The organism is Gluconobacter sp. Dm-73, from assembly GCF_018256215.1.
GTDB classification, from domain to species: Bacteria; Pseudomonadota; Alphaproteobacteria; order Acetobacterales; family Acetobacteraceae; genus Gluconobacter; species Gluconobacter cadivus.
Genome location: NZ_JAERLW010000007.1, coordinates 68,750 through 89,635 on the forward strand (window position 1 = coordinate 68,750; position 20,886 = coordinate 89,635).

Below are 20,886 nucleotides of genomic sequence, written 5' to 3' on the forward strand. Positions count from 1 at the left end.
GTTTGACTGTGTAACGACTCAACCCGCAAATGGTTCTGGCAACACTATGAAATTTTATGTCCTTTGGGAAAGACCGGGCGTCGGAGGAACAGCCTTTGCCCCATGCGCACCGTAAATATCCCGTGCGCGCTTGATGAAGGCGGACACCATAAGGCGCACACCTTCATTGAACACCACGCCCATCGCGTTTTGCAACAAGCGCGACTTGAACTCGAAATCCACGAAGAAATCGACCAGACAGCCACGAGGGTCCGGGCTGAAAGTCCACACATTGTTCAGATAACGGAAAGGCCCTTTTTCATAACGCACCCGGATGCGCGACGGCCTCTCCAGCGTCACACGGCTCGTGAAGGTCTCGCGGAAGGGGCCAAATCCGATCGTCAGATCCGCCACAAGCTCCTGTTCCGTCTGGGTGCGGATGCTCGCCTTCACGCACCAGGGCAGAAACTGCGGATATTTCTCGACATCCGCCACAAGATCAAAGAGCTGGTCCGGAGTGTAGGCGATCAACCTTTGCTCGGCATGTGTCGGCATCAGAGACTTTCTTTCAGACGGCTTTTCCGCGCAGCCTGAAGCTTCGCGAAGTCGCTGTCCGCATGATAGGAGGACCGGGTCAGCGGACTGGCACTGACCTGAAGAAATCCTTTTGAACGGGCAGCCGCAGCATAGCCGTCAAACTCGTCGGGGGTAATAAACTTTTCAACGGCTGCATGTTTTGCTGAAGGCTGGAGATATTGCCCAAGTGTCAGGAAATCGACGTCCGCGATCCTGAAATCATCCATGACCTGAGCCACTTCCATACGCTCCTCGCCCAGCCCAAGCATCAGGCCGGACTTGGTAAAAATGGAAGGATCGAGTTTCTTTACTCCGTCCAGCAATCGAACGGACTGATAGTAACGCGCACCCGGCCGGATGGTGGGATAAAGTCGGGGTACGGTCTCGATATTGTGATTGAACACGTCGGGACGTGCAGCCACGACGACCTCCAGCGCTCCATCTTTGCGAAGGAAATCAGGAGTGAGGATTTCAATCGTAGTCTCTGGAGAGGTCTGCCGGATCGAACGGATGACCTGTGCGAAATGCTCCGCGCCACCATCTGCCAGATCGTCGCGATCCACGGACGTGATGACGACATGTCGTAGTCCAAGCTTCGCCACAGCCTCGCCAACACGCCGGGGTTCGTCCGCATCAAGATGCTTTGGCATCCCGGTCGTGACGTTGCAGAACGCACAGGCCCGGGTGCAGATCTCGCCCATGATCATCATCGTGGCATGACGTTGCGACCAGCATTCCCCGATATTGGGGCATGCTGCTTCTTCGCAGACCGTCACGAGGCCTGCATCGCGCATCAGCGCCCGCGTCTCGTGATACACGGGATGGTTCGGCGCCTTGACCCGGATCCAGGACGGCTTGCGCTGGATCGGATTGTCAGGCCGATGCGCCTTTTCCGGGTGACGGAGCGCTGGTGCTGCGCGGTGGTCGATGGTGATGCGCTGGGACATGGTGCTCAGATATGCAGCGGGCCGTCGAAGGCCGCCAGTGTTGCCTCGTGCATGGTCTCGGAAATGGTCGGATGCGGGAAGACCGTTTCGATCAGTTCCGCCTCTGTCAGTTCCCCGGTCCGGGCAATGACATAACCCTGAATCATTTCCGTTACTTCCGCGCCGATCATGTGCGCACCCAGAAGTTCGCCACTCGTCGCGTCGAACACGGTCTTGACCATGCCGTCCGTCTCACCCATCGCAACAGCCTTGCCGTTGGCGATGAACGGGAAACGGCCAACCTTGACCTTGTGTCCTGCGGCAATGGCCTTCTCTTCACTGAGCCCGACAGACGCGATCTGTGGACGCGAATAGGTGCAGCCCGGAATGTTCAGCGGATGCAAGGGCTGCGGCGAACGTCCGGCAATTTTTTCAACGCACAGGATGGCTTCGTGGCTCGCCTTATGGGCCAGCCACGGCGCTCCGGCCACATCACCGATCGCATAGACACCCGGCTCGCCTGTCCGGCAGAAGCCGTCCGTGACGATATGGGTGCGGTCCACCTGAACCTTGGTGCCTTCAAGCCCCAGATCCTCGACATTGCCCACGATGCCAACAGCACAGATGACGCGGTCCACCGTCAGATCGATCTTGCCCGTCGGACTTTCGATCGTCGTGGAAACCTCGTTTTCAGTCTTATTTAGCGGCCCGACCTTCGCGCTGGTGATGATCGTCATCCCCTGCTTTTCGAAAGCCTTGCGGGCTGCTGCACTGATTTCTGGATCTTCGGCGATCAGGATCCGATCTGCCACTTCGGCGATCGTGACCTCACTGCCCATGTTCCGGTAGAACGACGCAAATTCGATACCGATCGCACCCGATCCGATGACTAGAAGACGCTTCGGCAACTCCTTCGGCGTCATGGCCTCGCGTGCCCCCCAGATCAGGGTGCCATCCGTTTCCAGTCCCGGAAGCTGACGCCCCCGCGCACCCGTTGCCAGAATGACATGCGGGGCTTTGATGGTCGCAACCGCCGCGCCATCCTTCGTGATGGCAACCTGATGCGCCTCGCCCGAACGACCGGCCAGTTTGGCGCGGCCGTCAAAGGTCGTGACCTTGGCTTTCTTCAGAAGATGGGCAATCCCTCCCCCCATCCGGCGCGCAATGCTGCGTGAGCGGCCCACGATCTTGGACAGGTCGAACGAGATATTGTCTGCGGACAGGCCGAACGTACCCAGTTCATGCAGAAGATGATGGATTTCCGAGGAACGCAGAAGCGCCTTGGTCGGAATACAGCCCCAGTTCAGGCAAACACCACCAAAATGCGTGCTTTCCACGAGCGCCACGCTCATGCCGAGCTGGCTGGCCCGCAGAGCAGCCACATAGCCGCCGGGGCCGCCACCAACAACAATCAGATCGAAAGTCTCGGACATGGTTCAGACCACCAGAAAGTAAGGGTTCTGCACGATATCGCGCAGCGCATTCAGCCACTCGGCGCCTAGAGCACCATCAACCGCACGATGATCGACCGACAGCGTCGCCGTCATCACGGTCGCAATCGCAATCTCCGAACCACGGACCACGGCCCGCTTTTCGCCGGACGCAATTGCCAGAATTCCGGCCTGGGGCGGATTGATGATCGCAGCGAAGTCACGCACGCCGAACATCCCCATATTGGAAACGGAGAACGTCCCGCCCTGGAACTCCTCAGGCTTGAGCTTTCCGGCACGCGCGCGCTTGGCTAGATCCTTGGCTTCGACGCTGATGTCGCGCAGGGATTTGCGATCGGCATTGCGGATGATCGGAGTAATCAGCCCGTCCGGAATTGAGACGGCCATCGAGATGTCAACATTCTCGAAATGCAATGTCTCGGCATCCGTGAACTGAACGTTCACGCCCGGAACTTTCTTCAGTGCCAGCGCCACGGCTTTGATCATCATGTCATTGACCGAGATCTTGAAGCTGTTTTCCTGCGCCGTCGCATTCAGTTTCGAACGCAGGGCCAGCAGCGCATCCAGCTCGATATCCACCGAGACATAGAAATGCGGAACCTGCGTCTTGGATTCCGTTAGGCGACGCGCGATCACTTTCCGCATCGTCGAGTTCGGCACCCGACGGACCGTCTCTTCCGATGCGGTGATGACGGGCGTAGAAGCAGCTTTCGGAGCTGTCTTGGGCGCAGTTGGGCCTTTTTCAACGTCGCGCTTGAGAATGCGTCCGTTCGGACCACTTCCTGTCAGGGCGTCAAGGGCAATGCCTCGCTCACGCGCCATACGCTTGGCGAGCGGAGAGACGAAAATCCGCTCTCCTTTGTCCTCAGCCGGAGCAGCAGGCGTTGTTTTTGCGGTTGCCGTCTCAGCCTTGGGAGGCGCTGCGGCCTGCGCGGAAGAGACGTCAGGCAGGGCCTCGCCGTTTTCCACAAGAAGCGCGATCGGCGTGTTAACAGGTATCCCCTCGACGCCTTCCTGAATCAGGATGCGACCGAGGATGCCTTCGTCCACGGCTTCCACTTCCATGGTTGCCTTGTCGGTCTCGATTTCAGCAATCACGTCACCCGCAGCGACGGTATCGCCTTCGGCTTTGAGCCAGCGGGCCAGTTTGCCCTCGGTCATGGTCGGCGACAGCGCCGGCATCAGAATATCGGTAGCCATCGTTGTCAGTCCCGCAGCTGCTTGCGAACCGCATCCACAACCCATTCAGGTTTCGGAAGCGCCAGTTTTTCGAGATTGGCCGCATAGGGCATCGGCAGGTCAAGCCCGCAGACACGCGCTGGCGGAGCGTCGAGCCAGTCAAAAGCCTGCTCGACGGCCACGGTGCAGATTTCCGCCCCGATGCCCGCGACCGGCCAGCCTTCTTCGACGGAGACGATGCGGTTCGTCTTCTTCACACTGCGTACGATTGTCTCGGTATCCAGAGGACGGATCGAGCGCAGGTTGATGACTTCGGCCGAAATGCCTTCTTCTGCCAGAAGGGCTGCGGCTTCCAGCGCCACGCCGACCATGATGGAGAAGGCCACGAGCGTTACGTCCGTCCCTTCCCGTTCGATCTTCGCGCGACCGATCGGCAGGATGAAGTCTTCATCCACGGGGCACGGAAACTTCTGGCCGTAGAGGATCTCGTTTTCCAGAACGATGACCGGGTTCGGATCGCGAATGGCCGCCCGCAGCAGTCCTTTCGCATCCGCAGACGACCAGGGAGCGACCACTTTCAGGCCCGGAATATGGGCAAACCAGCTTGCGAAACACTGCGAGTGCTGTGCCCCCACGCGCGCCGCTGCACCATTCGGGCCACGGAACACGATGGGGCAGCCCATCTGACCGCCGGACATGTAGAGCGTCTTGGCAGCAGAATTAATAATATGATCAACGGCTTGAAGCGAGAAGTTCATGGTCATGAACTCGACGATCGGCTTCAGTCCCGTCAGCGCCGCACCCACGGCCATACCCGTGAAACCATGTTCCGTGATCGGCGTATCGATGACGCGCTTCTCGCCGAACTCATCCAGCAAGCCCTGACTGACCTTGTAGGCGCCCTGATATTGCGCCACTTCCTCGCCGATCAGGAACACGTCCTCATCACGATGAAGTTCGGCTGCCATCGCATCACGCAGGGCCTGACGGACGGTGATTTCGCTGGTCTCGCCCCAGTCCCGGTCATTCTCGGCTTGTGCGACTTCCGGTGCTTCCACGATCCCCGGATCAGCCGGTGTTTCAATCGCAACAGAAGCGCCAGCAGCCGGATCAGCAGAACGGGTCACGGTGTCCGCAGCCGAAGCGTCCTCGCCTTCTGCCAGAAGCACGGCGATCGGCGTGTTGACTGCAATGTTCTGCGTGCCTTCGGCAACCAGCGTCTTGCCAATCACGCCTTCGTCCACGGCTTCCACTTCCATGGTCGCCTTGTCGGTCTCGATCTCGGCAATCACGTCTCCGGCGGAAACGGTCTCACCTGCCGTCTTGACCCAGCGCGCAAGCGTCCCTTCGGTCATGGTCGGCGAGAGAGCCGGCATCAGAATCAGAGATGCCATGGATCAGGCCTCCACCAGAATGTCAGTCCAGAGTTCGGAATGATCCGGCTCGGGGCTCGTCTGCGCAAATTCGGCCGCGTCAGCGACAATGGCTTTCACGTCCGTCTCAATGTCCTTGAACACGCTCTCTTCGATCCCGCTGCGCAGCATCTCGGCCTTCAGCGTCTCGATCGGGTCGCGCGTCCGGCGCATTTCCTCGACTTCCGAACGCTGGCGATACTTCGCCGGGTCCGACATGGAGTGCCCACGATAGCGATAGGTTTCCATTTCCAGCAGGAACGGCCCCTTGCCCGCACGGCAGTATTCCACAGCTTCCTGCGCGGCTTCATGAACTGCGAAAATGTCCATGCCGTCGACCTTGCGGCTGGCAATGCCCCAGGGCTCGCCATTGCGCGACAGATCTTTGGAAGCCGAGGCGCGCTCAATGGACGTGCCCATGCCGTAGCGGTTGTTCTCGATCACATAGATGCAGGGCAGCTTGTGCAGGGCCGCGAGATTGAAGCTCTCATAGACCTGGCCCTGTGCCGATGCGCCTTCGCCGAAATACACGATCGAGACTTCATCCGTACCGCGATACTTGTTCGCGAACGCCAGACCCGTACCCAGTGCGACCTGCGCGCCGACGATACCATGACCACCGTAGAACTCCTTTTCACGGGAGAACATGTGCATGGAGCCGCCCTTACCGCGGGAATACCCGCCGGAACGGCCCGTCAACTCCGCCATGACACCGCGCGGCGTCATACCTGCCACGAGCATCTGTCCGTGGTCACGATAGGACGTGATGGACTTGTCGCCCTGCTTCATGTTGAGGCCGATCCCGACCACAACGGCTTCCTGCCCGATATAAAGATGGCAGAAGCCGCCGATCAGACCCATGCCGTAAAGCTGTCCGGCTTTTTCCTCGAAGCGCCGGACAAGAAGCATGTCCCTGTAAGCGCGCTTCATGGTCTCCGGCGAAAGGGCCGGACCGTTGCTCCGGCCTGAAGCGGACGGTGTCTCGTCCATGACGGTCTCCTGATGGAAATGCATAAAATCCCGCATGCTCTTAGCGGCAGAAGCCACCAAAAGCCAGACCACGTTCCGCTTGCGCGAAACGCCTCGATCTGGGGGATATGCCGTGAAAAAACGGCCCTGACCGCCCCGAAAGGCGGCCGGAGTTTAAATAAAACCGAGAAGTCGACGTGCCGCCACGCCCGGATCGGGCTCACGCAGCAGGCTCTCACCGACCAGCACGGCGCTCGCACCAACTGCGCCAACCTTCATCATGTCATCCTGCGTCCGGATGCCACTTTCAGAGACGACCAGACGATCCGGCGGCACCATCGGCGCCAGATCGATCGTCGTCTGGATATCGGTTTTCAGAGTGCGCAGGTTACGGTTGTTGATCCCGATCAGGAATGTATCGAGTGCCAGCGCCCGGTTCAGTTCGGCTTCATCATGGACTTCCAGCAGGACATCCATATCTAGTCCACGTGCAATCGCGATCAGTTCGGCGGCCTGCGTTTCCGTAAGCACTGCCATGATCAGCAGAATGCAGTCGGCCCCGATCAGACGGCTTTCATGGACCTGCCAAGGGTCAAGGATAAAGTCCTTGCGCAAAATCGGCAGACTGCAGGCTTCGCGAACAACGCGGATATCTTCCGTGCTGCCATGAAAGCACGAGCCTTCCGTCAGAACGGACAAGCAGGTGGCGCCAGCGGCCTGATAGTCCTGCGCAATTTTCACCGGATCATAGTCCGGACGCAGGATTCCCGCGGAGGGAGATGCTTTCTTAATTTCGGCAATCAGTCCGACCTGACGGTCTGCCGTCAGATGCTGAAGCGCTTGCCCGAACCCCCGTGTGGGAGTGGTGACTTCCCGCGCCCGCGCCGTGATGTCCTTGAGAGACATGATCTGCGAGCGCTGTTCGATGTCCACCCGCGTACGCGCGCAGATGCGTGCCAGAACATCACTCCGGTCGGCAGCGGTTTCCGCTTCCGGATTTTTGATGGGAGGGGTCGTCGTTTCCGGAACTTCCGGGTCCGGAAACTGTTCTGTTCCCTCGGGCGAATATGTCATCGCCGGTCGATGGTGCATGAATGTCATGATCGTCCTGCGTCTGTGGAAGCAATGGAATGGGTCGGGGAATGAGCTGACAGACGCGCCCGCTCAAGCGCGGCGCGGGCGAGCCCACGGTCGATAGACTCTGCCGCCAGACCTACATTGCGACGGAAAGCCGGAACGTCAATCGTCCCGCCCTTCACGATATCGCCGCGTCCTGCCACATGCAGGGCCGCGGCGGCGTTGAGAAGAACCGTATCACGGTAAGCGCCACCGGCGCCTTCCAGCAAGGAAAGCAGCGCAGCCGCGTTGGTCTGCGCATCGCCGCCCCGGATGGCGGAGATCGGAGCAGCTTTTAGACCCGTCATATCCGGTTCGATCTCAAACGAAAAAAGAGCGTCTTTCTCCCATGCTGAGACCTGAGAGGGGCCAGCGAGGGTCAGTTCGTCACTGCCACCTTCCGGGGTCGCGCCATGCACAACCCAGACAGACAGGCTCCCCAATGCGCCAAGGGCTTTTGCAACCGGCTCGCACCAGCGTCCATCAAACATGCCGATCAACTGGTGGCGCACCTGAGCGGGATTGCAGAGTGGCCCGAGCAGATTGAACAATGTCCGAAAACCCAGCGCCTTGCGCACTGGTGCCGCATGACGCATCGCAGGATGGTGCTGGGGGGCTGCCAGAAAGACCAGACCGTCTTCGCGCAGGCGCCTGCCTTGCAGGGCCAGATCATCGGTTGGTGGAATGCCCAGAACTTCCAGAACATCCGTTGCGCCGGTGGCTGACGAGAGCGCGCGGTTGCCATGTTTGGCGACGGGAACGCCCAGACCGGCCAGCACGAAGGCCACAGCCGTCGAGACGTTCAGCGTCTTCAGGCCATCCCCGCCGGTTCCGCAAACATCAATCGCCCCAGCCGGAACATCCGGCAGGAGGGTCATGTGATGCCGGACAGCTTTCACGGCACCCGTCAGTTCGCCCAGAGTCTCTCCACGGAGTTTCAGCGCCGTCAGAAAAGCCGAGAGATGAACCGGATCAACCGTTCCTGCCATGATGGCGTGGAAAGCAGTCTCTGCCTCCTGATTGCTGAGAACCTGTCCCGAAGCTGCTTTGTGTAGAAGTTCTGTAAAATCAACCTCCACTGTCAGGCAGCCTGCGAGGTCACGACCGGAATCCCGGCAATTGTCAGGAAATTGGCCAGCAGTTCGCGTCCGGCGACGGAAGCGATGCTCTCAGGATGGAACTGAACGCCATGTATGGGATAGTCGCGATGGCGCACCCCCATGATGACCCCGTCTTCCGTCCGCGCATTGACGACCAGAGTCTCGGGAATGCTGTCGGGCCGAAGCGTCAGGCTGTGATAACGGACAACATCTACGGGATCAGGCAGTCCGGCAAAAACCCCCGTTCCGTCATGATGCACGGCGCTGATCTTGCCGTGCATCGGCACGGGCGCCCGCACGACTTCTGCACCGAAGACCTGCCCGATGGCCTGATGGCCGAGGCAGACACCGAAAACCGGCACTCGTCCTGCGGCCGCGCGGATCAGATCACAGCAGATCCCCGCTTCCGCAGGGGCACCGGGACCGGGCGAGATTACGATGGCAGCCGGATTGAGCGCCAGAGCCTCGTCAACGCTCAGCGCATCGTTGCGACGCACGTCACATGCTGCTCCAAGCGCGCCCAGATGATGGACGATGTTGAACGTGAAGCTGTCGTAATTGTCGATGAGAAGGATCATGGCAACAGAATGACCTTCACGTCTCTTTTCGTCAAACAACACATCGTGAGCTGTCCTCCGTCAGGCTTTGGCCGCGGTCGCAACCGCGATTTCAGCAGCGCGGAAAAGGGCTCGGGCCTTGGCCTGAGTTTCGCGGAACTCAGCATTCGGATCACTGTCCGCAACGACGCCGCATCCGGCCTGCACATACATGTTGCCGTCCTTGAGAACGGCCATGCGCAGCCCGATGCAGGTGTCCATCTCGCCGTCCGCGCCGAAATATCCGACGCAGCCGGAATATGGCCCGCGTCGTGTCGGCTCCAGTTCGTCGATGATCTCCATGGCGCGGATCTTGGGGGCGCCTGTCAGGGTTCCTGCGGGGAACGCAGCCACAAGCGCATCCATCGCCGTGCTGCCATTCTTGATCTGGCCCGTGACGGTCGAGGAAATATGCATCACATGGCTGTAGCGCTCGACGACGAACTGCTCCGGCACCGCGACAGTCCCGAGCTTCGAGACGCGGCCTACGTCATTGCGTCCCAGATCGATCAGCATCAGATGCTCGGCCAGTTCCTTGCGGTCTGCCAGAAGCTCTTTTTCCAGAGCCAGATCCTCATCGCGGTCTGCACCGCGCGGACGGGTGCCCGCCAGCGGCCGCACCGTGACTTCGCCGTCCCGCAGTCGTACTAGAATTTCCGGCGAGGAACCCACGAGAGCGTAGTCCTCAAGCTCCATCACGAACAGGAACGGCGCCGGATTGACCCGCCGCAGGCTGCGATAGAGCGAAAGAGGTGAAAGTGGGAATGGTGTCGTGAAGCGCTGGCTCGGCACGATCTGGAAGGCATCGCCCGCCGCAATATAGTCCTGCGCCTTGCGGACATGGTCTTCGAACTGCTGCTGCGTCATGTTGGAGACCGGAGCTTCCAGTTCCGTACCGGCAGGCAGTGTCTCGCGCGCATCTCCTAACGGAGCGGCCAGAGCAGCCCGCGCCTTGTCCAGAAGTGCGTGAGCTTCCGCATCCGTCGTGTCTCCACGGACTGGCACGGCCAGCGTCAGTTCGTCTCGCACGGAATCAAAGACTGCGAACAGGCGCGGACGGATCATGATCCCTTCCGGCAGCCCCAGATCGTTGACCGGAGCATTCGGCAGACGCTCCATCTGACGCACCATGTCGTAGCCCAGCACGCCGAACACGCCACCGATCATGGGAGGCATTCCGCTCGGAAGATCCATCTGGCTTTCGTCCACGATGGCCTTGAGTGTCTCGAGCGGTATTCCGTCGATGGGTTTGCCGTCGAGCGTGACCTTCCCGTCCCGGGACTTCCAGACCAGATCCGGCAGTAGAGCTATGACGGAATAACGCCCGCGTGCAGCACCACCTTCGACGCTCTCAAACAGAAGCCGATACGGATCATCCGACAGGTTCGACAGCCTGAGAAACGCCGAAACGGGCGTCAGGAGATCGGCGGCCTCGATGCTGTAGACGATGCCCATCAGTGTGCCCCGTTCTCTGCTGCAGGTGCGCTGGCCGGAGCCGCGGCCGCTACGACCTGATTGTAGAGCGCCATATTGATATGCGAGGGCGGAAAAGCCTTTTCCATCGCAGCACTCAGGACCATCGGAATATCGGACTGCATGGACTGACGATAATCGTCCACAAGACGGGTGCCGAGGGATTTCAGGTCTTCTGCCGAAGCAGGGCGATCGGCCGTCACGTTAACGAGCCAGAACGCATCCGGCGTTTCAAACATCCCGGTCGTACCCGGCTTGAGATCAAAGATCCCGCGCAGGATGTTTTGAGGCAGGCTTTGATCGGGATGAACACGCGAGACGCTCATGTCCTGACGCAGGGCCGAAGCTTCCGGCTGTCCGTCCATGGCCTTACGAAGCGTGCCGGACTTTGCGGTACCGAACAGGGCTGTTGCGCGCAGATTGGCGGCGCGGCGCTTCTGTTCTGCCGTCCACGCCTGAACGACTTGATCGCGCACGCTGTCGAATGGCTTGAGGGTTCCGGGGTGGACCTCGTCAACCAGCACCGAAAAGAAGGTGCCATTCGGGCCGTTGACCACTGTCGGCTGGGCACCTTTGGACTGCGTGAAGACCTGATGAACGATGGCCTGACGCAGAGCCTCATCGCCCGGAATGGGCGCGGGCAGACCGTCCTGCGTCATGCCATTGGAGTCCAGCGTTCCCGCAGCCGGAACCGCGCCGAGATCGCCCGGGATCTGTTCCAGCGTCGAAGAACCGGCAACCGCGTCCTGAAACTGCTTCTGGCGTGCCTGAAGAGCCTCGGCAGATTCCTGCGTCTGGACCTGCTTTTTCAGATCGCCTTTTGCCTGCTCGAATGTTGTTTTGTGAGGCGCCACGACGGCCGTGATGTTGAAAACGACCCATCCCATTCCGGTCTTTTCCGGGCCGGAAATGCGGTCAGGCTGTGCAGCGAAAGCGGCCTTGGCGAGTTCGGGGTTGGGAATATCGCTCTGCCGAACCGATGGCAGGGCCACGGCAGCGGCTTCGGGAAACTTCTTCTGGATATCGTCCCAGGAAAGTCCGCCTTTCCATGCGGTCGCTGCCGCAGCGGCTTTCGCCTGATCCGTAAAAGTCAGAACCTGAAGCGTCCGGGTCTCGGGCATGTCATAGGTGCGCGCCTGAAAATCGTAGAGACGATGAAGAACATCGTCCGGAACCTCGATTGTCTTGGCAACGCTGTCCGCCGTCATGACGACCATCTTGGCATGACGATATTCTGTCGTGCGGAACATCTGTGGGTGGTTGTCATAAAAGCGGTGAAGCTGTTCGTCTGTGGGAGGCGCAGTCACAGTGCCGCTCGCAAACGGAATTTCCACCATATCGAAAACGCGCTGGTTCGCATCGAAAGACAGCATGCGCCCCGTCAATGACGGGGGCGCGACTACGGCCTGACCGATCCCCTGCAACAGACCACGGGACGCAATATCCTCGCGAACGACCTGAATCAGTTTGCCTTCAGTCAGACCCATCCGGGTCAGACGGTCGTTAAAGATGCTTCGGTCAAACTTTCCGGCCGCGTCATGGAAAGCGGGGATCGCGAAAATATCCTGCCGAACCAGATCGTCGGGCACCATCATGCCTGCGCGCTCGGCCGCAAGCTGGATCTCGTTCTGCATCACGAGATTTTGAAGCGTCTGTCGGGCGATCTGCTCCACTTCGCTCTTGGGTAGCTTGGAGGGATCGGCAAGTCCGATCTGCTTGGCGACGGCGGGAAGCTGGGCTGAAAGTGCTCGGCTGAAATCGTCCGGAGTGATGCTGCGATCATAGATGCGCACGATTTCGTTGGACCCTGTCGCGCCCAGATTGGAGTAAACATCTCCCACGCCCCAGCCGATAAAGGCCAGAAAGATCAGAAGAGCGGCGGCACGGCCAATCCAGGAGTCAACAAACAGGTGGCGGAGCGAGATAATCATGGGGTCAGGGCAGATCCGGATGACGGGATGGTGCGGACACGGTAGGACCGCTAAACTTGCCGCACCATAATGTCGTGAGAACGGCTTGACCAGAAGCAGACCGGAACGGAAAGCATGCTTTTAGCCCCCGTCCGGTCCTTAAGCCCCGATTGAGCGGTTATCCCGCTACTATCGCCACGAAGGAGGAAGAGTGATCCCATCCCCAAGACTTGTCGTTGGTAACTGGAAGATGCACGGGCTGCGTGAGCAGTCCACCCGTCTGGCCCGTGCCGTCGCCGAGGGCGCAGAGGCCCTTCCTGATGATGTGCGGCTCGTCCTTTGCCCGCCCTTCACCCAGCTTGCGAGCGTTCACGGCATCATCAATGCCGCAGGCCCAAATACGCTACTGCACCTTGGCGCGCAGGACTGCCATACGACTTCGTCCGGTCCACATACCGGCGATATCTCGGCGGATATGCTGTCCGATCTGGGGGTACAGTATGTCATCCTCGGTCATTCCGAGCGTCGTCAGGCCCATGGCGAAACCGATGCGCTGATCCGCCGGAAGGTCGAGGCGGCCGAGGCTGCCGGGCTTATTCCCATCGTCTGTATCGGCGAGACGATGGAGGAGCGCCTCGAAGGGCGGACGACCACCGTTCTGGCAACGCAGGTCGAAGGGTCGCTGACGGACAATTTCAATGGTGTACTGGCCTATGAACCCGTCTGGGCCATCGGCAGTGGCTCCGTTCCGCCGATTGAGGAGCTTGAACGGACCCTCTCTTTGCTTCACGGACTGTTGCAGTCGCGTCTCAAGATGGATGACATTCGTGTCCCGATCCTGTATGGCGGCTCCGTAACACCGGCTCAGGCGCCGACCATTTTTTCCATCGGGTCGCTCGGAGGGGTGCTGGTGGGCAGTGCCAGTCTGGAAGCGAAGAGCTTTCTGCGCATTGCCGAATCAGCCTCTCTCCGCCTGTCTGCCCAACCATTGTCCGGACCCTATCGTTCATGACCACTCTTCTGCTTGCTCTCAACCTGCTGGTCACACTGGCGCTGATCGGGGTGATCCTCATCCAGCGCAGCGAAGGCGGCGGCCTCGGTATCGGCAGTGGCCAGGGGATGGGCTCGTTCATGAGTGGCCGCGGAACGGCAACGCTGCTCACGCGGGCCACGTCCGTCCTCGCCGGAATTTTCATGCTGTTGTGCCTGGTGCTGGCCGTCATGAACCGTGGTGCCTCCTCCGGCGTTGGCTCCCGCGACATTCTGGCCCAGCCACCCGCTGCTCAGACGACACCCGCGACCACAACCCCGGCAGCTCCCGCCGCTCCGGCGTCCACGCCTGCTCACTAATCGGGCCTGAAGATCCCCGTTCAGATTTTTTAACGGGGATCTTTCACACAGACGCGTCTCTTCGCTTCCCCTGCCCCATGTCGGCAGTGTATGAAGACCGCCCATGACGCGTTTCGTATTCATCACCGGCGGTGTGGTATCTTCTCTCGGCAAGGGCATCGCTTCTGCGGCCCTCGCTGCTCTCCTCCAGGCGCGCGGATACAAGGTCCGCATGCGCAAACTGGACCCCTATCTCAACGTGGATCCGGGCACCATGAGCCCGTACCAGCACGGCGAGGTGTTCATTACCGATGACGGGGCGGAAACCGACCTCGATCTCGGTCATTATGAACGCTTTACGGGCGTTCATGCCTCTCGGGCTGACAATACCACGACGGGCCGGATCTATTCGGATGTGATTGCGCGCGAACGTCGCGGCGACTATCTGGGCGGGACCGTGCAGGTCATTCCGCATATCACGGACGCGATCAAGGACGTGGTGGTCACGGGCACGGACGATTACGATTTCGTGCTGGTGGAGATCGGCGGCACGGTCGGCGATATCGAGAGTCTGCCCTTCCTTGAAGCCATCCGTCAGCTCCGCAATGATCTGGGCCACGCCCAGACCATGTGTGTGCATCTGACGCTTCTGCCCTACATTCCGGCAGCGGGCGAACTCAAGACCAAGCCGACGCAGCATTCCGTCAAGGAACTGCAGAATGTCGGTATCCAGCCGCAGATGCTCCTGTGCCGCTCGGACCGTCCCATTCCGGACAACGAGCGTCGCAAGATCGCCAATTTCTGTAACGTCCGCCCGGAAGCCGTCATTGCGGCGCTGGATGTGGACACGATCTATGCTTGCCCCATTTCCTACCACAATGAAGGAATGGATCAGGAAGTCCTGCGCTATTTCGGCCTGCCCTATGACAGCAAGCCCGACCTCTCGCGTTGGGAAAAGATCGTCCATGCGATTCGCGAACCCGAAGCCGAAGTCCGTGTGGCTGTTGTCGGTAAGTACACAGCTCTGCTCGATAGCTATAAATCGCTCGCTGAAGCCTTGCTGCATGGTGGCATCGCCAATCATGTGAAGGTCAATCTGGACTGGATCGAATCGGAAGAGTTCGAAAAGAACGGCAATATCGCCGAGCGCCTGAAGGATGCAGACGCGATCCTCGTTCCCGGCGGCTTTGGTGAACGCGGTGCCGAGGGCAAAATTCAGGCTGTCCGTTATGCCCGCGAGAACAACATTCCGTTCCTCGGGATCTGCTTTGGCATGCAAATGGCTGTGGTCGAGTGCGCGCGCTCACTTGCGGGGCTCCCCAAAGCATCCTCCACCGAGTTCGGCCCGACGGACGAGCCTGTGGTCGGTCTGATGACGGAATGGGCGCGTGGGGGCGAGCTGCTCCGTCGTCGTGAGGGTGGCGATCTGGGCGGCACGATGCGTCTTGGCGCCTATCCGGCAAAGCTGGTTCCGGGTTCCCGCGTGGCCGAGATTTATGGCCGTACGGAAATCCGTGAGCGCCATCGTCATCGCTGGGAAGTCAACGCGCATTACAAGGGTCGTCTGGAAAAGACAGGTCTGCGGTTCTCTGGCCTTTCCCCCGACGGCGTGCTGCCGGAAGTGGTCGAATACCCGGATCACGCATGGTTCGTGGCCGTGCAGTACCATCCGGAACTGCTGTCCAAACCCTTCGACCCGCATCCCCTGTTCGCGGGCTTTATTGGTGCCGCCGTCAAGGAGGCTCACAGCAAGTGAGCTTCCGAATTGGAGACCTCACGGTCGGTCAGGATCAGCCTTTCACGTTGATCGCTGGCCCCTGCCAGATCGAATCCCGCGAGCATGCAACGGAGATGGCCGATGCCATCTCCGCCATCTGCCGCGAACTCGGAATCGGGCTAATCTATAAAAGCAGCTTCGACAAGGCCAATCGGAGTTCGGTCAACGCTGCGCGTGGTGTGGGCATGGATGCCGGTCTGGAGATCCTTGCCAGCATCCGTGAACGATTCGGCGTTCCCGCCCTGACGGATGTGCATACTGCCGAGCAGTGCGCACCCGCCGCTCAAGCCGTGGATGTCCTGCAGATCCCGGCATTCCTGTGCCGCCAGACGGACCTGTTGTTGGCGGCGGGCGAAACCGGTCGTGCCATCAACATCAAGAAGGGCCAGTTCCTCGCACCGTGGGACATGGCCAACGTCGCTGCCAAGATTGCCTCGACCGGCAATAAGCGCATCATGCTATGCGATCGTGGAACGAGCTTCGGCTACAACACGCTTGTCAGCGATATGCGCGGTCTGCCGATCATGGCGCAGACGGGCTATCCTGTCGTGTTCGATGCGACGCATTCCGTGCAGCAGCCGGGTGGCCTTGGGGCATCAACGGGGGGGCAGCGTGAATTCGTGGAACCCCTCGCCCGTGCGGCGCTCTCGATCGGTGTGGCGGCTGTTTTCATTGAAACGCATCAGGACCCGGACCATGCTCCAAGCGATGGTCCGACCATGGTGCCGCTTCATGAAATGCGTAGCCTTCTGACGCGCCTGAAAGCCTTTGACGCTCTGGCGAAATCCTTTCCGGCCTAACTCCCGGACGGAGCCAGAGCAGCCAGAAACAGGCTCAGTACCGCGATAGTCGTCAGTCCGGCTCTCAGTGGCAGATAGCCTGGGGGAAGCGCACCCTTTCTCCAGGCTTCCCGTTCCACTAGGAACGTCCCGACAAAACCGATGATTTCCAGCCCGAACCCGGCCCGGACATGACCGAGAACGCCGATGCAGAGGGCTAGCCATGCCCAGAGCGCAGGGCAGACACCCAGCACGAGGCGCTGCCGGTCCTGCTGTGAGGTGCCACCGACCGTAATGATGTCCGGTCGCTCCATGGCCAGCCCCCAGTGTACGGCCCCCAGAAATGACAGGATGCAGGCACCATACGCCAGCAGAATGATCTTCAGATGCGGCAGCGGCGTAAACAGTCCAGCAAGGAAGATCCACCCTCCAAGCGTCATGAAAGGGATCAGTCCGGCAATGCCAAGCACGAAAATGGGAAAAGGAAGGCGCATGTCGTCGTTGACCTCACGGCGTGATTTTGAGACTTGAAATAGCTGTTCCATTCAGAACGGTCACGAGCCAACCCGGTTCACGCATCCCAGGAGAGCTTCCATTGAGCGCCATCGTTGATATCATCGCCCGCGAAATCCTGGACAGCCGCGGCAATCCCACTGTCGAGGTCGAAGTCGAGCTGTCCTCCGGTGCCCGCGGCCGTGCAGCCGTCCCGTCTGGTGCTTCCACAGGCGCACATGAAGCCGTGGAACTGCGTGATGGTGACAAGTCCCGCTATGGCGGCAAAGGCGTCCTGAAGGCCTGTAGTCACGTCGAAAACGACATTCTTGAAGTGCTTCAGGGGGCCGAATCCGAAGATCAGATCGCCATCGACAATGCGATGATCGATCTGGACGGAACGTCCAACAAGTCCCGTCTGGGTGCCAATGCCATTCTCGGCGTCTCGCTTGCTGTTGCCAAGGCGACCGCCGAGGAACTGGAACTGCCGCTGTACCGCTATGTCGGTGGCGCCTATTCCCACCTTCTTCCCGTGCCGATGATGAACATCGTCAATGGTGGAGAGCATGCCGATAATCCGATCGACATTCAGGAATTCATGATCCAGCCGGTCGGCGCGCCGACGATTGCGGATGCCATCCGTATGGGCTCCGAAATCTTCGCACGCCTGAAGAAAGGTCTGTCTGAAGCCGGTCACAACACCAATGTCGGCGATGAAGGTGGCTTCGCGCCGAATCTGAAGTCTGCGGATGAAGCTCTTGGTTTCATTGCAAAATCTGTTGAAGCCGCCGGCTATCGACTGGGTGAAGACGTGACCTTCGCTCTCGACTGTGCCGCGACCGAGTTCTATGCGGATGGACGCTACAATCTGAAGGGCGAAGGTAAGGAATTTGATGCCTCGGGCATGATTTCCTACCTTGAAGATCTGGCCAACCGCTATCCGATCGTCTCCATCGAAGACGGTCTGGCGGAAGATGACTGGGAAGGCTGGGCCGAACTGACGACCCGTCTGGGCAAGAAGCTCCAGCTGGTTGGAGACGATCTGTTCGTCACCAACCCCGAGCGTCTGCGTCGTGGCATCAAGGCCGGAACCGGTAACGCACTGCTTGTGAAGGTCAACCAGATTGGCACGCTGACCGAGACTCTGGAAGCTGTGGAAACCGCCCACAAGGCTGGCTATGCCTGCGTCATGAGCCATCGTTCGGGCGAGACGGAAGACTCCGTCATCGCCGATCTCGCGGTTGCTACGAACTGCGGCCAGATCAAGACAGGCTCCCTCTCCCGCTCTGACCGTACGGCCAAGTACAACCAGCTTATTCGTATCGAGCAGCAGCTCGGCAGTGCAGCCCGTTATGCCGGTCGCAACATTCTCAGAAACTCCTGAGACTGAGCCAGGCCTCATTCCTCCCCGGAATGAGGCCTTTTTTGTGCCTGAATATGATTGATGTCCGTATCATTCATTGTCTGGTCACAAATGACTGATATAGACTGATACAGTCTCTCAGAACGGAGTTTTCACGACGTGACACTGATCCGACTTATCAAGCGTGGTGTCCGCGCCGTAGCTCCTCCGGCTTTTTTCCTGTCGCTTACCGCCTATTTCGGCTGGAACGCTCTGCATGGGGCGCACGGGATTCACGCCTATCAAGAGCAAACCCAGCTTCAAAAGGATGCGCTTCAGGCCCGGCAGGACGCTGATGACGAGCAGAATGTCTGGCGCCGCCGTGTCGTTGCTCTCAAGGAAAAAGCGCTGGACGCTGACATGCTGGATGAGCGTGCCCGTGCCACGATGAACCTGACACGCAGTGGCGATCTGGTTGTTCCCTACGGACCGCATGACAAGCTGTTCTAAGCAATAGTTAAAACGAACAGCTCTCAGAGCATAAAAAAAGCGGCCCGAAGGCCGCTTTTTTTATAAAGACTGTTGGAGCAGCCTTACTTGATCTTGGCTTCGCGGAACACGACGTGCTTGCGTGCGACCGGATCGTACTTGCGCACTTCCATCTTTCCCGTAGCGGAACGGGCATTCTTCTTCGTGACGTAGAAGTAGCCGGTTTCAGCTGACGAAACGAGCCGGATCTGAATAACGTTGCTCTTTCCCATGATACCCTCGGGCTTTCGCCATAACTTATGCCGCTCGAAGGTGTCGATGCAGCATGTTGATCTCTAGATTTGGTGCACCATGCTGATTTGTGGCCCGCAGGTCAAGACCTTTGCGCACGATTTAGCGGTTTTCCTGTGGTTTCAAAGAGTTTGAGGAGCAAAAATTCTTCTGGATATCTCTGGCCGGGCGTCTCTTTGCTTGAAGGGCAACAGGTGGGAACCTATAAGGAACAAATGCAGGATGCCCGTCATTCTGTGTCCTGTCCTGTTCTGACCTGCCTCCGCCGAGGCGCATGGGAGCGCCTGTATGCTGACCCGTAAGCAGCACCAGCTTTTGCTGTATATCGACGACCATCTCCGCCGCACGGGATATTCGCCCTCTTTCGATGAGATGAAAGATGCCCTCGAACTACGTTCCAAATCGGGCATTCATCGTCTGATTTCCGCTTTGGAAGAACGTGGCTTTCTTCGTCGTCACCATCATCGCGCACGAGCGCTCGAAGTGCTGCGTCTGCCGCATATGGGTACGGAAGCTCCTATAGCCGTCCCCGCCCCGGAAACCGGTTTTGTCCCGGCTGTCCTGACCCAAGGTGAGACGGGCCTTGATGGAGCCTTCTCCGAAGCCAGTGTCGCCAATGATCGTCAGACCGTCAGCATTCCTCTTTATGGACGTATCGCAGCGGGTCTGCCGATTGAAGCTATGCAGGACGACAGCGACAGGATCGAAGTCCCCATTTCGCTTCTGGGCACCGGAGAACATTACGCCCTCACGGTGGCTGGCGATTCGATGATCGAGGCTGGAATTCTGGATGGAGACATCGCCATTATCCGGCGACGTGAGACGGCCGAAAATGGACAGATTATCGTTGCCCTCATTGACGGACAGGAAGTGACGCTCAAGAAGCTGCGCCGTCGTGGATCAATGATCGCACTGGAAGCTGCGAACCGGGATTACGAAACGCGCATCTTCCCAGCAGAACGTGTGAACATTCAGGGACGGCTGATCGCCCTTTTCCGTCAGTATTAAAGACGGACGCCTGAATGGTAAAATGCTGACGGCTCTGGTCCGTCAGCAGACCCTCATTGTGTGGGTGGTAAGGTTGTTCCGTGAATGACCTTCACACTTCCGTCCGGGCCGATAACTGTGCTGGTGCCATCTCCGTTAGGAATGATGATGGCCTTGCTGGGGCTTTTGTTCAGAAAGCGGGCCGCACTGTCGGGAACTGATGAAGGAAGTGTCGGAATAAGGTGGGTATGGTCTCGGGACACACCTTGATGCGTATCGGCACCCTCACCGACTGACAGGCTCTGGCCCTGCATGAGTTGCGCGCCGGAGGCTCCAAGAGCGCCCTTGCCGGCGATTCCGCCCATGAAGTTTTCGTCAAGTGCAGCACCGCCAAAGTAGGTCGCCGGATCGCCGAGAGCGTGGCTGAACGTACTGTTGGGGTTCTCGACATCCTTGAGTGTCGGGAGCGGTTGTGGGGCTCCGGGCCAGATATTTCCGCTTTCAGGAAGAATTGGAGTTTCGGAGTATTTCTCACCGCGGGCGCGATGAATATTCTCGCTGTCACCATGAGGGCCGTTCGGATTATCGAGCGCCGTCCAGACCATCGTGTCGCGGATATACTTGCCCATGCCTGAACAGCCGCTCAGAGCGAGAGGTAGTGCCAGCAGAGCGGTCTTCCGCATTTCTTACTCCCACGAGGTCAATCCATGACC

General features: G+C 59.3%; 21 protein-coding genes. 7 read left to right on the top strand and 14 right to left on the bottom strand.

The genetic code is table 11. From position 1 onward, the window contains the following. Positions 1-54: 54 nt before the first annotated feature. The 11 genes from JK176_RS09190 to JK176_RS09240 form a co-directional block, all read right to left on the bottom strand. Entirely contained in the window at positions 55-534 is a 480-nt protein-coding gene (locus JK176_RS09190) for a type II toxin-antitoxin system RatA family toxin (RefSeq protein WP_211587545.1), read from the bottom strand. Next, positions 534-1,502 (bottom strand): lipoyl synthase, encoded by a 969-nt coding sequence (gene lipA / locus JK176_RS09195; protein ID WP_194263029.1) that lies wholly within the window; start codon positions 1,500-1,502, stop codon positions 534-536. Before lipA ends, JK176_RS09190 begins: the two co-directional genes overlap by 1 nt. 5 nt (positions 1,503-1,507) lie before the next feature. Next, on the bottom strand, positions 1,508-2,914 hold the full coding sequence (gene lpdA / locus JK176_RS09200; protein ID WP_211587546.1) for a dihydrolipoyl dehydrogenase: 1,407 nt from the start codon (positions 2,912-2,914) through the stop codon (positions 1,508-1,510). 3 nt (positions 2,915-2,917) lie between these two features. Next, the gene (locus JK176_RS09205; protein ID WP_211587547.1) at positions 2,918-4,132 is read right to left on the bottom strand and encodes a 2-oxo acid dehydrogenase subunit E2; all 1,215 of its coding nucleotides are present in this window, start codon (positions 4,130-4,132) and stop codon (positions 2,918-2,920) included. A gap of 5 nt (positions 4,133-4,137) precedes the next feature. Continuing rightward, positions 4,138-5,505, bottom strand: a complete 1,368-nt coding sequence (locus JK176_RS09210) for a pyruvate dehydrogenase complex E1 component subunit beta (RefSeq protein ID WP_211587548.1) — start codon at positions 5,503-5,505, stop codon at positions 4,138-4,140. A gap of 3 nt (positions 5,506-5,508) precedes the next feature. Continuing rightward, positions 5,509-6,513: a pyruvate dehydrogenase (acetyl-transferring) E1 component subunit alpha gene (pdhA, locus tag JK176_RS09215; protein ID WP_099286723.1), complete on the bottom strand. Its 1,005-nt coding sequence runs from the start codon at positions 6,511-6,513 to the stop codon at positions 5,509-5,511. 153 nt (positions 6,514-6,666) lie between these two features. Continuing rightward, complete coding sequence (gene trpC, locus JK176_RS09220; protein ID WP_099286724.1) at positions 6,667-7,593, bottom strand: indole-3-glycerol phosphate synthase TrpC; 927 nt, start codon at positions 7,591-7,593, stop codon at positions 6,667-6,669. Beyond that, on the bottom strand, positions 7,590-8,693 hold the full coding sequence (trpD, locus tag JK176_RS09225) for an anthranilate phosphoribosyltransferase (RefSeq protein ID WP_211587628.1): 1,104 nt from the start codon (positions 8,691-8,693) through the stop codon (positions 7,590-7,592). The genes trpC and trpD overlap by 4 nt, the downstream gene beginning before the upstream one ends. Next, positions 8,690-9,286: an aminodeoxychorismate/anthranilate synthase component II gene (locus JK176_RS09230; protein WP_211587549.1), complete on the bottom strand. Its 597-nt coding sequence runs from the start codon at positions 9,284-9,286 to the stop codon at positions 8,690-8,692. The genes trpD and JK176_RS09230 overlap by 4 nt, the downstream gene beginning before the upstream one ends. Before the next feature lie 60 nt (positions 9,287-9,346). After that, a complete protein-coding gene (gene trpE / locus JK176_RS09235; RefSeq protein WP_211587550.1) occupies positions 9,347-10,759 on the bottom strand; it encodes an anthranilate synthase component I in 1,413 nt (470 codons plus the stop codon). After that, complete coding sequence (locus JK176_RS09240; RefSeq protein WP_211587551.1) at positions 10,759-12,708, bottom strand: peptidyl-prolyl cis-trans isomerase; 1,950 nt, start codon at positions 12,706-12,708, stop codon at positions 10,759-10,761. The genes trpE and JK176_RS09240 overlap by 1 nt, the downstream gene beginning before the upstream one ends. Positions 12,709-12,898: 190 nt before the next feature. Here JK176_RS09240 and tpiA point away from each other — a divergent pair, with 190 nt between their 5' ends. The 4 genes from tpiA to kdsA all read left to right on the top strand — a co-directional run bounded on the left by tpiA (position 12,899) and on the right by kdsA (position 16,593). Then, complete coding sequence (gene tpiA / locus JK176_RS09245; RefSeq protein WP_194263036.1) at positions 12,899-13,699, top strand: triose-phosphate isomerase; 801 nt, start codon at positions 12,899-12,901, stop codon at positions 13,697-13,699. Beyond that, complete coding sequence (gene secG, locus JK176_RS09250) at positions 13,696-14,037, top strand: preprotein translocase subunit SecG (RefSeq protein ID WP_194263037.1); 342 nt, start codon at positions 13,696-13,698, stop codon at positions 14,035-14,037. Before tpiA ends, secG begins: the two co-directional genes overlap by 4 nt. 103 nt (positions 14,038-14,140) lie before the next feature. After that, positions 14,141-15,772: a CTP synthase gene (locus tag JK176_RS09255; RefSeq protein WP_211587552.1), complete on the top strand. Its 1,632-nt coding sequence runs from the start codon at positions 14,141-14,143 to the stop codon at positions 15,770-15,772. Next, positions 15,769-16,593, top strand: a complete 825-nt coding sequence (gene kdsA / locus JK176_RS09260; protein ID WP_211587553.1) for a 3-deoxy-8-phosphooctulonate synthase — start codon at positions 15,769-15,771, stop codon at positions 16,591-16,593. Before JK176_RS09255 ends, kdsA begins: the two co-directional genes overlap by 4 nt. On the opposite strand, the gene JK176_RS09265 is transcribed toward kdsA, so the two are convergent. Further along, positions 16,590-17,066: a DUF3429 domain-containing protein gene (locus JK176_RS09265; protein WP_249194390.1), complete on the bottom strand. Its 477-nt coding sequence runs from the start codon at positions 17,064-17,066 to the stop codon at positions 16,590-16,592. The two genes, kdsA and JK176_RS09265, sit on opposite strands and share 4 nt — an antisense overlap. 101 nt (positions 17,067-17,167) lie before the next feature. Between JK176_RS09265 and eno the strand changes: the two genes are divergently transcribed. Continuing rightward, positions 17,168-18,448, top strand: a complete 1,281-nt coding sequence (gene eno, locus JK176_RS09270; RefSeq protein ID WP_194268451.1) for a phosphopyruvate hydratase — start codon at positions 17,168-17,170, stop codon at positions 18,446-18,448. Between the two features lie 138 nt (positions 18,449-18,586). Then, positions 18,587-18,916 (top strand): septum formation initiator family protein, encoded by a 330-nt coding sequence (locus tag JK176_RS09275; protein ID WP_099286734.1) that lies wholly within the window; start codon positions 18,587-18,589, stop codon positions 18,914-18,916. Positions 18,917-18,999: 83 nt separating this feature from the next. Here JK176_RS09275 and rpmG read toward each other — a convergent pair whose 3' ends face one another. Further along, a complete protein-coding gene (rpmG, locus tag JK176_RS09280; protein WP_011253780.1) occupies positions 19,000-19,167 on the bottom strand; it encodes a 50S ribosomal protein L33 in 168 nt (55 codons plus the stop codon). Between the two features lie 307 nt (positions 19,168-19,474). Here rpmG and lexA point away from each other — a divergent pair, with 307 nt between their 5' ends. After that, positions 19,475-20,194: a transcriptional repressor LexA gene (gene lexA, locus JK176_RS09285; RefSeq protein ID WP_211587555.1), complete on the top strand. Its 720-nt coding sequence runs from the start codon at positions 19,475-19,477 to the stop codon at positions 20,192-20,194. 53 nt (positions 20,195-20,247) lie between these two features. Here the strand turns inward: lexA and JK176_RS09290 are convergent, their stop codons facing one another. Next, positions 20,248-20,856 (bottom strand): hypothetical protein, encoded by a 609-nt coding sequence (locus tag JK176_RS09290; protein WP_211587556.1) that lies wholly within the window; start codon positions 20,854-20,856, stop codon positions 20,248-20,250. Positions 20,857-20,886 lie beyond the last annotated feature (30 nt).